The sequence below is a fragment of the Siccirubricoccus sp. G192 genome, from assembly GCF_019084075.1.
Classification (GTDB): Bacteria; Pseudomonadota; Alphaproteobacteria; order Acetobacterales; family Acetobacteraceae; genus G192.
Genome location: NZ_JAHREN010000001.1, coordinates 1,932,012 through 1,944,753, shown reverse-complemented (window position 1 = coordinate 1,944,753; position 12,742 = coordinate 1,932,012). Strand labels below are relative to the sequence as shown.

Annotated in this window: 11 protein-coding genes and 1 pseudogene; 6 read left to right on the top strand and 6 right to left on the bottom strand. The window is 71.4% G+C overall.

The features are described 5' to 3' along the window. Positions 1 to 59 precede the first annotated feature (59 nt). The gene (locus KSF81_RS09240) at positions 60 to 395 is read left to right on the top strand and encodes a hypothetical protein (RefSeq protein ID WP_217378727.1); all 336 of its coding nucleotides are present in this window, start codon (positions 60 to 62) and stop codon (positions 393 to 395) included. A gap of 564 nt (positions 396 to 959) precedes the next feature. Here the strand turns inward: KSF81_RS09240 and KSF81_RS09225 are convergent. Further along, a pseudogene (locus KSF81_RS09225) lies at positions 960 to 1,861 on the bottom strand (TauD/TfdA dioxygenase family protein). A 212-nt stretch (positions 1,862 to 2,073) separates the two neighbouring features. On the opposite strand from KSF81_RS09225, the gene KSF81_RS09220 reads away from it, so the two are divergent. Further along, positions 2,074 to 3,726, top strand: coding sequence for a GMC family oxidoreductase (locus KSF81_RS09220; RefSeq protein WP_217378725.1), 1,653 nt, complete (start codon positions 2,074 to 2,076; stop codon positions 3,724 to 3,726). Between the two features lie 9 nt (positions 3,727 to 3,735). On the opposite strand, the gene KSF81_RS09215 is transcribed toward KSF81_RS09220, so the two are convergent. Continuing rightward, positions 3,736 to 4,341: a carbonic anhydrase gene (locus KSF81_RS09215; RefSeq protein WP_217378724.1), complete on the bottom strand. Its 606-nt coding sequence runs from the start codon at positions 4,339 to 4,341 to the stop codon at positions 3,736 to 3,738. Between the two features lie 255 nt (positions 4,342 to 4,596). On the opposite strand from KSF81_RS09215, the gene KSF81_RS09210 reads away from it, so the two are divergent. Further along, on the top strand, positions 4,597 to 5,571 hold the full coding sequence (locus KSF81_RS09210) for a tripartite tricarboxylate transporter substrate binding protein (RefSeq protein WP_217378723.1): 975 nt from the start codon (positions 4,597 to 4,599) through the stop codon (positions 5,569 to 5,571). 78 nt (positions 5,572 to 5,649) lie between these two features. Here KSF81_RS09210 and KSF81_RS09205 read toward each other — a convergent pair whose 3' ends face one another. From KSF81_RS09205 to KSF81_RS09190, 4 genes are read right to left on the bottom strand one after another with little or no spacing between them, the layout of a single operon-like run. Then, positions 5,650 to 6,717: an amidohydrolase family protein gene (locus KSF81_RS09205; protein WP_217378722.1), complete on the bottom strand. Its 1,068-nt coding sequence runs from the start codon at positions 6,715 to 6,717 to the stop codon at positions 5,650 to 5,652. Positions 6,718 to 6,763: 46 nt separating this feature from the next. Further along, entirely contained in the window at positions 6,764 to 7,660 is an 897-nt protein-coding gene (locus tag KSF81_RS09200) for an NAD(P)-dependent oxidoreductase (RefSeq protein ID WP_217378721.1), read from the bottom strand. A 2-nt stretch (positions 7,661 to 7,662) separates the two neighbouring features. After that, positions 7,663 to 8,427, bottom strand: a complete 765-nt coding sequence (locus tag KSF81_RS09195; protein WP_217378720.1) for an SDR family NAD(P)-dependent oxidoreductase — start codon at positions 8,425 to 8,427, stop codon at positions 7,663 to 7,665. Between the two features lie 44 nt (positions 8,428 to 8,471). Then, positions 8,472 to 9,563, bottom strand: coding sequence for an LLM class flavin-dependent oxidoreductase (locus KSF81_RS09190; protein ID WP_217378719.1), 1,092 nt, complete (start codon positions 9,561 to 9,563; stop codon positions 8,472 to 8,474). Positions 9,564 to 9,666: 103 nt separating this feature from the next. Here KSF81_RS09190 and KSF81_RS09185 point away from each other — a divergent pair, with 103 nt between their 5' ends. The 3 genes from KSF81_RS09185 (at position 9,667) to KSF81_RS09175 (ending at position 12,731) form a co-directional block, all read left to right on the top strand. Beyond that, positions 9,667 to 10,653 (top strand): ketopantoate reductase family protein, encoded by a 987-nt coding sequence (locus KSF81_RS09185; protein ID WP_217378718.1) that lies wholly within the window; start codon positions 9,667 to 9,669, stop codon positions 10,651 to 10,653. A gap of 99 nt (positions 10,654 to 10,752) precedes the next feature. Then, positions 10,753 to 11,322, top strand: a complete 570-nt coding sequence (locus KSF81_RS09180) for a hypothetical protein (RefSeq protein WP_217378717.1) — start codon at positions 10,753 to 10,755, stop codon at positions 11,320 to 11,322. Continuing rightward, positions 11,319 to 12,731, top strand: coding sequence for an alpha/beta hydrolase domain-containing protein (locus KSF81_RS09175; RefSeq protein ID WP_217378716.1), 1,413 nt, complete (start codon positions 11,319 to 11,321; stop codon positions 12,729 to 12,731). The genes KSF81_RS09180 and KSF81_RS09175 overlap by 4 nt, the downstream gene beginning before the upstream one ends. The last annotated feature ends 11 nt before the right edge of the window (positions 12,732 to 12,742 follow it).

Here is a 12,742-nt window from a genome sequence, read left to right as displayed (position 1 = left end):
CACCCCCAGGGTGGCCCCCTTCACCCCCGCCTTCAAGGAGGCCGCGAGGAGCCCCGCCCATGCAGATCGAACCAACCTGGTGGATCAGCGCCGTCGAGGCGCCGATCGTCGCCGCCCTGTTCTACATGATCCACGGCCTCAGGCGCGACCTCCAGGAGCGCATCGACCGCAGCGACCAGCGGGAGAGCGAGGCGGTGAGCCGCACCCGCGACGACCTGGCGGAATTCAAGCTGGAGGTGGCGCGCACCTATGTGCCGCTCTCCCTGATCCGCGACGTGGACCGCCGCCTCTCGCAGCAGCTGCTGCGCATCGAGGGGAAGATCGAGGAATTCACCCGCGCCACCCCGCCGCATGCGCGGCCGCGCGAACGCATCCAGACGGGAGACGAGGCATGAGCGCGGCATTGGCGGGCACGGCGGCGATGGCGGCCGGGCAGGCGGCGGAAACCCTGGCCCTGACCCTCTGGGCGGAGGCCGGCTCGCGGCCGGTGCGGGCGATCGAGGCGCTGGCCTCGCTGGTGGCGAACCGCGCCCGGCTCGCGGCGCAGGGGGGCGGCCGCCTGCGCCCGCTTCGCCCCGGGTGGCCCGCCGGCCGGGTCCTGGCCGCTGCTGCTCGGCCGGGTCTGCCGCGCGCCCTTCCTCTTTGCCTGCTGGAACCCGCGCCACCCCCGCCACGCCGCGCTGGGCGAGGCGCCGCCGGCGGACCCGGCCCTGGCCATCTGCCGCCGCATCGCCGCCCGCGCCGCTTCCGGCAGCCTGCCCGACCCCACCGCCGGCGCCACGCATTGCCACGACGCGGCGGAGCTGCCCGGCTGGGCGCTGGGCCAGGTGCCGACGGCGGAGATCGGCGGGCTGGTCTTCTACCGGATGGCAGGTTGAGGGCGGCAACCCGGCCGGCAGCGCCTAGACCACGAGTGTTGGGGCGCGGTGATCCGCGCCCTCGACATCCCGCTGGAACAGCTAGACCGGCTGCGCCAGGGTCGGCGCAGAATCCTGAAGCGTGACGCGCCGCATGTCGCGCGGATAGGTCTTGTCCTCGTAGCGCCGGCCGCGATGCAGGGTGCAGCGGTTGTCCCAGATCACCAGGTCGTTCACCGACCAGGCATGCTGGTAGACGAATTGCCGCTGCGTCGCGATTCCGTGAGGTCGCGGATCAGCATCAGCGCCTCCGGCGTCGGCCAGCCCCGGATGCGGCCGATATGCGCCGAGAGATAGAGCGAAAGCCGGCCCGACCCGGGATGCCGCCGCACCAGCCGCTGCGGCACCGGCGTGCAGCGCTCGCGCTCCTCCGGGGTGAATTCCTCGAAGCCGAGCTGGGCGCGGGAGAAGATCAGCGAATGCTCGCAGACCAGATCCTTCACCTCCGCCTGCATTTTGTCCGGAAGGGCGTCCCAGGCGGCGCGCATATCGGCGAATTCCGTCTCGCCGCCGCTCGGCGGGATGACCCGCGCATGCAGCATGGAATACTTGGCCGGGGTCGGCTTGAAGCTGCTGTCGCTGTGCCAGAGCAGGTTGCCGAGATTGTACATCCGGCGCCGGTCATCCGCGGCCAGGATCCGCCCATCCACGCCGAGATTGGAGATGTCGTTGATGCGGTTCTCCGGCAGCCGCCGCCGCGCCTGGTCCACCAGGCTCGGGGTCTCCTCCACCTCGCCGAAATTGCTGCCGAAGGCGAGCTGCGCCGCATCGTCGAGCTGCTGGTCCGGGAAGACCAGCACGGCGTAGCGGTCCATCGCCGCCTCGATCGCCGCTGCCTCCTGCGTGGTCAGCGGCCGGCGCAGGTCGATGCCCTCCGCCCGCGCCCCGATCACCGGATGCAGCGGCGTGAGGCGGAGCGTTCCGCCACCCGGGGCGGCTGCCATCCTGGTGGCCGTTGCGGCATGGTTGCCCGACATCCTGTTCCCTCCTGGCGCTTTGGTCCCAGTGTCGCGCCAAGCCGGCCGTCTGGACAAGAGCCGCAGAAGCGGCCCTGGCATTGGTCAGGAACCGATGCCGCTGGTGCGGCCCGCGCGATCCGGCTTGCCTGCCGGCCCGGCTGCCTGGATCATGGGGTGCCGGGAGGACAAGGACCGCGATGATGAACAAGCGCCCTGCCGCCGACAGTTTCGACTATGTGATCGTCGGCGCCGGCGCCGCCGGGTCAGTGCTCGCCAACCGGCTGACCGAGGACCCCGGCACCACGGTCTGCCTGCTGGAGGCCGGGCCGCCGGACCGCAACCCCTATATCCATATCCCGGCCGGCTTCATCAAGACGCTCTTCGACCCCTCCTGCACCTGGCAGTTCAAGACCGAGCCCACCGAGAATACCGGCGGCCGCCGCATCGCCACGACCCAGGGGCGCACGCTCGGCGGCTCCAGCTCGATCAACGGCATGGTCTATAACCGCGGCCAGCCCGCGGATTTCGACAATTGGGCGCAGCGCGGCAACCGCGGCTGGGGTTACGCCGATGTGCTGCCCTATTTCCGCCGGAGCGAGCGGCGCATCGGCTTCGGCGAGACGGCGCGCGGCCGCGAGGGCGGCATCCCCGTCACCGACATGGACTGGATCCACCCGCTCTCGGAAGCCTTCATCGCCGGCTGCGTCGGCCTGGGGATTCCGCGCAACCCGGACTACAACAGCGGCGACCAGGCCGGCGTCGGCTATTTCCAGCGCGCCATCCTGCGCGGCCGCCGCATCAGCGCGGCGCGCGCCTTCCTGAAGCCGGCGCTGTCCCGGCCCAATCTCGACCTCCGCACCAATGCCCGCGCCAGCATGCTGCTGTTTGAGGGCAAGCGCGCGGTGGGCGTGCGCTACCTGCACCGGCGCGGCGGCCCGGCGCGGGAGGTGCGGGCGCGGCGGGAGGTGATCCTCAGCAGCGGCACGGTGAACACGGCGCGGCTGCTGCAGGTCTCGGGCATCGGCCCGGCGGCGCTGCTGGCGCGGCTCGGCGTGCCGGTGGTGCATGAGGTGCGCGGCGTCGGCGAGAACTTCCGCGACCACTACGCCTCCCGCATGGTCATGCGCGCCAGGCCCGGCGTGCCGACGCTGAACGAGATCTCGCGCGGCCTGCGGCTTGGCGCGCAGATCGCGCGCTGGGGGCTGGGCCGGCCGAGCATCCTGGCCACCGCGCCCTCGCATGTACATGTCTTCTGGAAATCCTTCGAGGGGCTGGACGCGCCGGACCTGCAATGCGTCTTCACCCCCGGCAGCTATCGGGAAGGCCGCGCCTATATCCTGGACGACTATCCCGGCATGACCGCCGGCGCCTGGCAGCACCGGCCGGAGAGCACCGGCTGGGTGCGCGCCCGCAGCACGGATGTCTTCGAGGACCCGGAGATCCAGCCGAACTACCTCTCGGACCCCATGGACCGGCGCGTGCATCTCGGCGGCATGCGGCTGGTGCGGCGGATGCTCGGCACCCCCGAACTCGCCCCCTATGTCGAGCGCGAGACCCTGCCCGGGCCGGAGGTGCAGAGCGATGACGAGCTGCTGGATTTCGCCCGCCGCAACGGCTCCACCACCTATCACCTGATCGGCACCGCGCGCATGGGCCCGGCTTCGGACCCGACCGCCGTGGTCGATGACGAGCTTCGGGTGCATGGCATGCAGGGGTTGCGGGTGGTGGATGCCTCCATCATGCCGAACATGCCCTCGGCCAATACCTATGCCACCACCCTGATGATCGCCGAGAAATCCGCCGACCGCATCCGCGGCCGGGCCCCGGCCGAGGCCGTGGCGGCGGCCTGACGGGAGGCGTCAGGCGGGCGCGAATTCCCCATCCGCCCGGATCATCGCCAGCACCCCGAAGCGGATGTCGAAATGCCCGCCATGCAGGCGCAGCCGGCCATCCGCCACGCGTTCCCGCACCCAGGGGAAGGTCATGAGGTTCTCCAGCGAAAGCCGCACCGCCTCATGCTCGCAGGCCAGTTGCGGCTCGGCCGGCGCGCATTCCAGCACGCGCTTGCGGGCACGCTCGGCGATGCGGATCCAGGGGCCGACGAAATCGCCGAGCGGCGCCGGCACGCCCTGCAGCAGCGCCTGGATGCCGCCACACATGCCATGGCCGAGCACGATGATATCAGGCACCTGCAAGCCGCAGACCGCGAATTCCACGGCGGCGCTGGTGCCGTGATGGACGCCGTCCGGCTCATAGGGCGGCACCAGATTGGCCACGTTGCGCACGACGAACATCTCGCCCGGCCCGGCATCGAAGATCATGGCGGGGTCGACACGGCTGTCGGAACAGGCGATCACCAGGGCCCGCGGCCGCTGCCCGCGCTCGGCCAGCTGCTCGAAAATCTTGCGGCGCTCCGGCCAGGCGGTTTCGCGGAAGCGGCGGTAGCCGGCGATCAGGTTGTCCATGCGGCCGCCTCTAGCCGGCGGCGCCCGCTTCGGAAAGGGGCAAGCCGACGCCAGCACCCGGCTGTGATCCCGCTGGCGCTGCGCGCGCCCGATTTACCGCCCGCGGGCCGCATCCTGCGGCATGGTGGCGGTAATGTTCCCGATTCGAAGCGTGCCGTGCCGCGGCGCCCTGCGGATGGGGAACACGAGCCTTTGTTTCCGGCTGATGCCCGGGGGCGGGGCTCCAGGCCAAGGGTCGAACCCGGGAGACCATCCATGCGCCGCCTGCTGCTGCCCATCCTGCTTTGCGCCTCGCTGCTGCCAGGCGCCGCTTCGGCGCAGGCCGAGGCGCCCTACCCTTCCCGGCCGATCCGCATGGTGGTGCCCTTCGCCGCCGGCGGCGCCGCGGATCTCGTCGCCCGCATCACCGCCCAGGGCATGCAGGAGGAGATGGGCCAGGCTGTCGTGGTGGAGAACCGGGGCGGCTCCGGCGGCGTGATCGGCACCGAGGCGGCGCTGGCGGCGGCGCCGGACGGCTATACCATCATCTTCCACAGCATGTCCTCGGCGGTGCTGAATGCCGGGCTCTACCGCAACCTCAGCTTCGATATCCACCGGGCCTTCGCCCCCATCGCGCTGGTCGGCACGGTGCCGAACATCGTGGTGGTCAATCCGCGCGTGCCGGCGCATAGCCTGCAGGAGCTGATCGCGCTGCTGCGGCGCGAGCCGGGGCGGCACAGCTATGCCTCCTCCGGCGCCGGCACCATCGTGCATCTCTCCAGCCACCTGCTGACGAGCATGGCGGGGGTGGAGATGGTGCATGTGCCCTATCGCGGCTCCGGCCCCGCCATGAACGACCTGATCGCCGGCACGGTGGACATGATGGTGGACACGCTGCCCACCGTGATCCCCTTCGTGCGCAGCGGGCAGTTGCGCGCCCTGGCCATGTCCACCCGCAGCCGCGCCGCCGTGCTGCCCGATGTTCCGACCGCCGAGGAGGCCGGGCTGCCGGGCTACGAGACCTACAATTGGCACGCCGTCTTCGCCGCCAGTGCGGTGCCGCCCGCGATCCGGGAGCGGCTGGAGCGCGGCACCATCGCCGCCATCCGCGCCCCCGCCACCATGCGCCGCCTGGCGGATGTGGGGGTGGAGCCGCGCGGCACCGGCGCGGCGGAGCTGGCGGAATTCTGGGATGCGCAGCTCGCGCTGTGGATCCCGATCATCCGCGCCTCCGGTGCCACGGCGGATTGACGCCGATCTACAGATCGGAAGATCGGATTCACGCGGGCGCCTGAGCGCTGGCGCGTTCAGACCAGCCCACGATCCGATCTACAGCCCGAGCAGCCGTTGCGCGTTGCCGCCAGCGAGCGCGGCGCGCGTCGCCGGATCGAAGCCCTCGACCGCGCAGATATGCCCGATCGGGTCGGATTCCGCCATGTCGTAGGGGAAATCCGTCCCCATCAGGATGCGGTCGGCGCCGAAGACCCGCACCAGGTATTCCAACTGGTGCGGCGTGAAGACGATGCTGTCGAAATACACCTTGCGCAGGTAATGCGTCGGCGGTTGCGGCAGGGCGCCGCGGCTGTCGGACCGCGCGCCCCAGGCATGGTCGATGCGCCCGGAATAGCCCGGCAGGTAGCCGCCGCCATGCACCGCGAGCAGCTTGAGGCCGGGATGGCGCTCCAGCACGCCATCGAAGATCAGGTAGTGCAGCGCCACCGTGGTATCCAGCGGGTTGCCGAGGACATTGCTGAAGTAGAAGCGGCTGAAGCGCTGGCCCTCGGTGAAGCCGTTCGGATGGATCATCACCAGCGCGCCGAGCCGTTCGGCGGCCGCCCAGAATCCCTCGAAGGCAGGGTCGGAGAGTTCCCGCCCCGCGACATTGGTCAGCACCTGCACGCCCTTGAAGCCGAGCGGCCCCATGCAGCGCTCCAGCTCCGCCACTGCCTCCGCCGGCTCCTGCATCGGCACGCCGCCAAGGCCCATGAGGCGGTCCGGCCTCCCGGCGCAGAACGCCGCGATGCCGTCATTCAGCACGCGCGTCGCCGGCACGGCGTATTCGGGCGCGACCGTGTAGTAGCATTGCGGCGGCGGCGGCGCGCAGAGCTGCAGGTCGATGCCCATCGCATCCAGCGCCGCCAGCCGTGCCGCGAGGTTCGTGGATATCTCCCGCCGGTCGGCCTCCTGCCTGCGATTCAGCGCCTGGGTCTCCGGGGTGGCGAAGCGCGCCATCGGCATGGCGGCACGGTCGAGATGCGGCGCCACCATCGCCGCCGCCTCCGGCACCGCGACATGCGCGTGGATGTCCACGGTGAGCGAGGCGGGCCGCGTCTCCCGCCCCGGCCGGCCATGGGCGCGGGCGGCGGTGGCGCCGTAGTGGTTGCTTGGCTCGGTCATGGGATGCTCCGTCCCTGGCGTGGTTGCGGGAAGTCCGGGCCGGCCTTCAGCGGCCGCCGCCCACGGTCACGCCCGCCAGCCTCTCCAGCACCTTGACGATGGCCGAACCGTCCTCCTTCCCGTAGCCCGCGGCGCGCGCCATCTGATAGACCTGCTGCGTGACGTTGGCGAGCAGGATGGGCACGCCGAGGGCCTTGGCGAAGCCCGTCTCCAGCTCCTGGTCCTTGAAGGAGATGTCGGTGGTGCCGGAGGCCGAGAAGTCGCGCCCGATCATGCGCGGCGCGCTCCGCTCGAAGGCATTGCTCCGCCCGGTGCTGACGCCGATGACCTCCTGGATCTGCCGCGGGTCGAGCCCGGCCTTGGTGCCGAGCACCATCGCCTCCGCCACCGCGACGGTGTTCACCTGCAACAGCATGTTGTTCAGCAGCTTCATCGCCAGCCCATTGCCGAGCCCGCCGACATGGAAGACGTTCCGCCCCATGGCGCGGAACAGGTCCTCGCAGGCCGCGAAATCCGCCGCCGCCCCGCCGACGATGACCGAGAGCGTGGCCGCCTCGGCACCCGTGGTCCCGCCGCTGACCGGCGCGTCGAGCAGGGCGATCCCCCGGGCCGCCAGCGCCTCGCCCATCCGCCGCAAGGCGAAGGGGTCGATGGTGCTCATGCAGATCACCGCATGGCCTGGTGCCGCGTCCTGCACGAGGCCCGCGGCGCCGGCGATCACCTCCTCCGCCTGGGCTGTCGTCTCGACCATGCAGATGGAGCGGGTGGTCTCGCGCGCCAGGGCCTGGGGCGTGGCGGCGACCTCGGCGCCGGCCTCGGACAGGGACTGCACCTTGCGCGCATCGAGGTCGTGCACGACGAGGGGGAAGCCCGCGCGCAGCAGGTTGCGCGCCATTGGCCCGCCCATGTTCCCCAGGCCGATGAAACCAGTCTTCCCGGCCATGGCTAGAGTCCTCCCGTGACGTCGATGGTGAGGCCGGTGACGAAATCCGCATCCGAGGAGGCGAGGAAGCAGATCACCTTCGCCTGGTCCACCGCCTCCCCCATCCGCCGCAGCGGCGTGGCCTCCAGGTCGCGCGCCCGCGCCTCGGGCGGCCGCTGCTCCCAGCGCGGGCGGATGCGCTCGGTCAGGGTGGTGGCGGGCGCGACGGCATTCACGTTGATCCCATGCGGCCCCAGCTCGATCGAAAGCTTCTTCGTGAAGGCGATGATGCCGCCCTTCGCCGTGGCATAGGCGGAGGAACTGGCTTCGCTCAGGCCACGGCCGGCGATGGAGGCCAGGTTGACGATCTTGCCCTGCTTCTGCCGCTTCATGGCGGGGATGACGGCATGGGTGAAGAGGAAGGTCCCCGTCAGGTTGAAATGCAGCAGGGCCTGCCATTCGGCGAGCGTCAGCGCCTCCGTCGTCGCACCCGGATCGGCGATGATGGTGCTGCCGCCCACGGCGTTCACCAGCACGTCGATGCGGCCGAAGCGTTTCACCACATCGGCAACCAGGCCGTTCACCTGGCCTTCGTCCAGCGCATCGGCGTGGCAGGGATGCGCCTGGCCGCCGGCCTGGAGGATGGCATTCACCGCCGCATCCAGGCGTTCGCCGTTGCTGTCCACGGCGATGACGGTGCCGCCCTCCCGCCCGATGATATCGGCGGTGGCGCGGCCGATGCCGCTCGCCGCCGCGGTGATCACGGCGACCTTGTCCTGGAAGCGCATGGCCGGTTCCCTCCGGTGGTTGTTCGGTGCCTTGCTGCGGCCGGCTACTCCGCCGCCGCGGGCAGCTTCTCCAGGACCTGCGGCACCACCTCCTCGGCGAAGAGGCGGATGGCCTCGTGCCGCGCCGCGCGCGGCACGCCATAGGTCGCGTTGGAGACGAGGAAGTAGTTGAAGCCAAGCTCACGCAATTGCTGCAATCGCCGCGCCACCGTGGCGGGCGAGCCCACCAGGTTCTGCTCGATATAGGTGCCGAGATTCGCGGGATCGCAGAGCCTCCGCAGATTGCCGAACATCTTGTTGAACTGCTGGTAGCCCGCGATGTTGCCCCAGGGGGCGTCGTCGGACCGGTAATGCCGCACCTGGAGCTCGAAGAATTTCGGCAGGTAGGCCAGCGCCTGCTCGCGCGCCTCCTCATCCGTGCGGGCCACGAAGCATTTGAGGGACAGGGGCGTTGTGACCTCGGTCTCGCCGCCGACCTCGCGCCTGCGCGCCTTCCAGGTCTCCAGGATCTTGCGCAGCAGATGGTCCGGGAAGCTCGAAAGGCAGAGCGGCGGCAGGCCGAGATCCGCCATGATGGCCGCGCTCTCGATACTGCCGATGGCGCCGTAGAAATTCGGGCGCCGGTCGCCGAAGGCGGGGCGCAGCGTGGTCGGTTCGGTGAAGCGCGCGTAGCGGCCCTCGAAGGTGAAGGCCCCGCCCTGCATGGCGCGCCGGGTGAATTCCCAGCACTCGCGGAAGCGCTCGCGGGCGGTCTCCATCGGAATGCCGAAGGCATCGTATTCGGATTTCGCGGTGCCGCGGCCCATGCCGATATGCAGCTCGCCATCGGTCAGGGTCTGCAGCATCGCCAGGTCCTCGGCGAAGCGCACCGGATCATACCAGGGCAGCACCATCACCGCGGTGCCGAGGCCGAGGCCGGGGCAGGCCGCGGCGACATGGGAAAGGAAGAGCAGCGGGTTGGGCTGCGGGTAGTAGTCGCTGAAATGGTGTTCCACCATCCAGGCCGCGTCGTAGCGCAGCGTGAGGAGCAGCTCGGCATCCAGGATCGCCTCCCGGTAGAGCTGCCGGTCCGTCAGCCCAGGCTCGCCCACGGCGCCGATCTGGTAGGCGAAGCGCGGCCGGGCAGTGCTGGACATGGCGTTCTTCCCTGCTGGTGCCGCCCGACGGTAGGATTCGCCCGGGCCAGGCGTCAACAATGGCCCTGGCCGGCCCAGGCGGAATGGCGGGATGAGGCATCGCATGCGGATCTGCATCTACGGCGCCGGCGCCATCGGCTGCTATCTCGGCGCGCATCTCGCCCGTGTCCCGGACATCTCCCTGACCATGGTGGCCCGCGGCGCCACCCTGGCCGCGCTGCGGGAGCGCGGCCTGCGGCTGGAGACCGCCGGCGGCAGCACGGAAATCACGGTGCAGGCAACCGATGCGCCAGCCACGCTGCCGCCGCAGGATGTGGTCTTCATCACCCTGAAGGCGCATCAGCTCTCCGGCGCGCTGGCCGGCATCGCCCCGCTGCTTGGCCCGGAAACCGCCGTGGTCCCACCGACGACCGGCATTCCCTATTGGTATTTCCATCGCCTGGCCGGGCCGCATGAGGGCCGCCGGCTGGAACGCCTGGACCCCGGCGGCCGGCAATGGGCGGTGCTGACGCCGGAGCGCGCCATCGGCTGCGCCTTCTGGGTCGGCCTCGATACGCTCGGGCCGGGCACGGTGCGGCAGGAGGGCACCGGCGCGGGCTTCCCGATCGGCGAGCCGGACGGCACGCGCTCCGACCGCCTGCTGCGGCTGCACCGGGTGATGACCGAAGCGGGACTCCGCGCGCCGATCCGCGACGATATCCGCGGCGAGATCTGGACCAAGATGATCAACAGCCTGGTCTGGAACCCGATCGCCACCCTGACGCGGGCGACGCTGGGCGAGATCGGCACGGCGCCCGACGTGGTCGCGCTGGCCCGGGCCATGATGGGCGAGGCCGAGGCGGTCGCGCGCGCATTGGGCGCCACCCTGTCCGCGCCCGCGGAGCGCCGCATCGCCTGGACCCTGGCCGCCGCGGGCCACCGCATGTCCATGCTGCAGGACCTGGAGCGCGGCCGCATCCTGGAATACGGCGTGCTGCGCGATTCCATCGCCGCAATGCGGGAGATCGCCGGGCTGGAGACACCGGCGATCGACGCCGCGCTGGCGCTGCTTGCCTTGCAGGCCCGCATCGCCGGGGTGGCGCCACCATGACCGCCGGCAGGTGAAGCGGGTATCGCGGCTTCCACCCGCACCGCCCCGCCGGTAATCTCGGTGACATAAGCGGGCAGGGACCCGCGCTGGAGGAAGACGATGCCCAGGCTGATCCTCGCGGCCGTGGCCGCCTTTGCCGTCGCGGCGGCGGTGCCTGCCGATGCGCGCATCGTCTTGGTCGAGGTCGAGAGCAGTGGGCCCTTTGCCGAAGGCCAGGATTTCGGCGCCGGCCCCTATCTGCGCGTCACCGGCAGGGCGCGCGGCGAGCTCGATCCCGCCGATCCGCACAATGCCGGGATCCTGGACCTCGACCGCGCGCCGCGCAATGCGCGCGGCCTGGTGGAGTACTCGACCGAATTCACCCTGCTCCGCCCGGCGGACCCGGCGCGGGCCAGCGGCCGGATGCTGCATGAGGTGACCAACCGCGGCCGCAAGCTGCTGTTCAGCTACCTCTATGATGCGGCTGGCGTGCCCCAGGCGGTGCTGAACGACCTGCGGGAGGCGCGGGCGGTGGGCAGCGCCCTGCCGTTGGCGCAGGGGCATGTCCTGCTCTGGAACGGCTGGGACCCGGCCGCGCCCCGCGCCGGCAACAACCTGCTGCTCGAGGCGCCGGTGCTGCAGGGCGTGACCGGCACGGTCCGCGACGAATCGTCTTCGGCACGCGCGTGAACCCCGCCGACCGGCCGCAGGCACCGCTCTCCTTCGCGGTCGCGGATCCGGACCCGGCGCGGGCTACCCTGACGCTGCGCCGCACCCGCGCCGAGCCGCCGCGGGAGGTGCCGCGCGACGCCTGGGCCTATGCCGGCCCGCGCGCCATCCGGCTCCTGCCGGAAGGGACGCGTTTCGAGCCGGGCAGCATCTACGAGTTCCGCTATCCCGCGCGCGATCCTGCAGTCTTCGGCCTGGGCTATGCGGCGACGCGCGACATCACCGCCTTCCTGCGCCGCGAGAGCGCGGACGGGGCCGGCCGCCGGAGCCCGCTGGATGGCCTGCGCGTGCAGGCCGTGCTCGCCATCGGCATCTCCCAATCGGGGCGCTACCTGCGCCACCACCTCGACCTCGGCATGAATGCCGACGAGCAGGACAGGCGGGTCTTCGACGGCGTGCTGGCGCATATCGGCGGCGCCGGCCGCGTCTTCGCCAATGAGCGCTTCGCGCAGCCCGGCCGCACCTCGACCTGGCACGAGGACCACGCCTTCCCGGAGAATTGGTTCCCGCTGGCGCATGCGGCAACGACCGACCCGATCTCCGGCCGCAGCGCGGCGCTGCTGCGCGCCCCCGCCACCGATCCGCTGGTGATGGAGGTCAATACCTCCACCGAATACTGGCAGAAGGGCGCCAGCCTGATCCATACCGACCCGGCCGGCACGCGCGACCTGCCCGAGCCGGCGGGCGTCCGCCACTACCTGGTGACCGGGACCAAGCATGCCGGGCGCATGGGCGCGACCACGGCGCCGGGCATCTGCGCCAACCCCAACAATCCGCATTCCTCCGGCCCGCTGCTGCGGGCGCTGCTGGTCGCGCTCGATGCCTGGGCGACGCGCGGCGAGGCGCCGCCCGCCAGCCGCGTGCCCCGCATCGCCGATGGCACGCTGCTGCCGGCGGAGGCGGCGCTGGAGGCCTTCCCCGCCATCCCCGGCCTGCTGCGCCCGGGCTTCGCCAATCCCATCGCGCCGGTCACGGACTGGGTTGCCGGCACGCGCGGGCCCGAGGGCGCCTGGCATCCCCTGGTGCCGGCGGTGGATGCCGATGGCAACGAGCACGCCGGGGTGCGGCTACCCGATATCGCCGTGCCGCTCGGGACCTATACGGGCTGGAACATGTATGCGGCCGAAGGACTGCGCGGCGAATTCTGCGACCGCGAGGGCAGCTTCGCCGCATTCGCCGCCGACCGCACCGCGCGCGAGGGGGCGGGTGACCCGCGTCCCTCCCTGGCGGAGCGCTACGGCAGCCGCGACCGCTACGGGGAGGCGGTGCGCAGGGCGGCGGAGGCGCTCATGCGCGACCGGCTGATGCTGCCGGAGGACGCCGCGGCCTTCACCGCCGCGGCTGCACGCGTGGCGGGCCTTCCCGAGTGAGCCGGCAGCGC

Coding starts and splice junctions, on each gene's coding strand:
- KSF81_RS09240 (WP_217378727.1), top strand. CDS start 60: ATGCAGATCGAACCAACCTGGTGGATCAGCGCCGTCGAGGCGCCGATC.
- KSF81_RS09220 (WP_217378725.1), top strand. CDS start 2,074: ATGATGAACAAGCGCCCTGCCGCCGACAGTTTCGACTATGTGATCGTC.
- KSF81_RS09215 (WP_217378724.1), bottom strand. CDS start 4,341: ATGGACAACCTGATCGCCGGCTACCGCCGCTTCCGCGAAACCGCCTGG.
- KSF81_RS09210 (WP_217378723.1), top strand. CDS start 4,597: ATGCGCCGCCTGCTGCTGCCCATCCTGCTTTGCGCCTCGCTGCTGCCA.
- KSF81_RS09205 (WP_217378722.1), bottom strand. CDS start 6,717: ATGACCGAGCCAAGCAACCACTACGGCGCCACCGCCGCCCGCGCCCAT.
- KSF81_RS09200 (WP_217378721.1), bottom strand. CDS start 7,660: ATGGCCGGGAAGACTGGTTTCATCGGCCTGGGGAACATGGGCGGGCCA.
- KSF81_RS09195 (WP_217378720.1), bottom strand. CDS start 8,427: ATGCGCTTCCAGGACAAGGTCGCCGTGATCACCGCGGCGGCGAGCGGC.
- KSF81_RS09190 (WP_217378719.1), bottom strand. CDS start 9,563: ATGTCCAGCACTGCCCGGCCGCGCTTCGCCTACCAGATCGGCGCCGTG.
- KSF81_RS09185 (WP_217378718.1), top strand. CDS start 9,667: ATGCGGATCTGCATCTACGGCGCCGGCGCCATCGGCTGCTATCTCGGC.
- KSF81_RS09180 (WP_217378717.1), top strand. CDS start 10,753: ATGCCCAGGCTGATCCTCGCGGCCGTGGCCGCCTTTGCCGTCGCGGCG.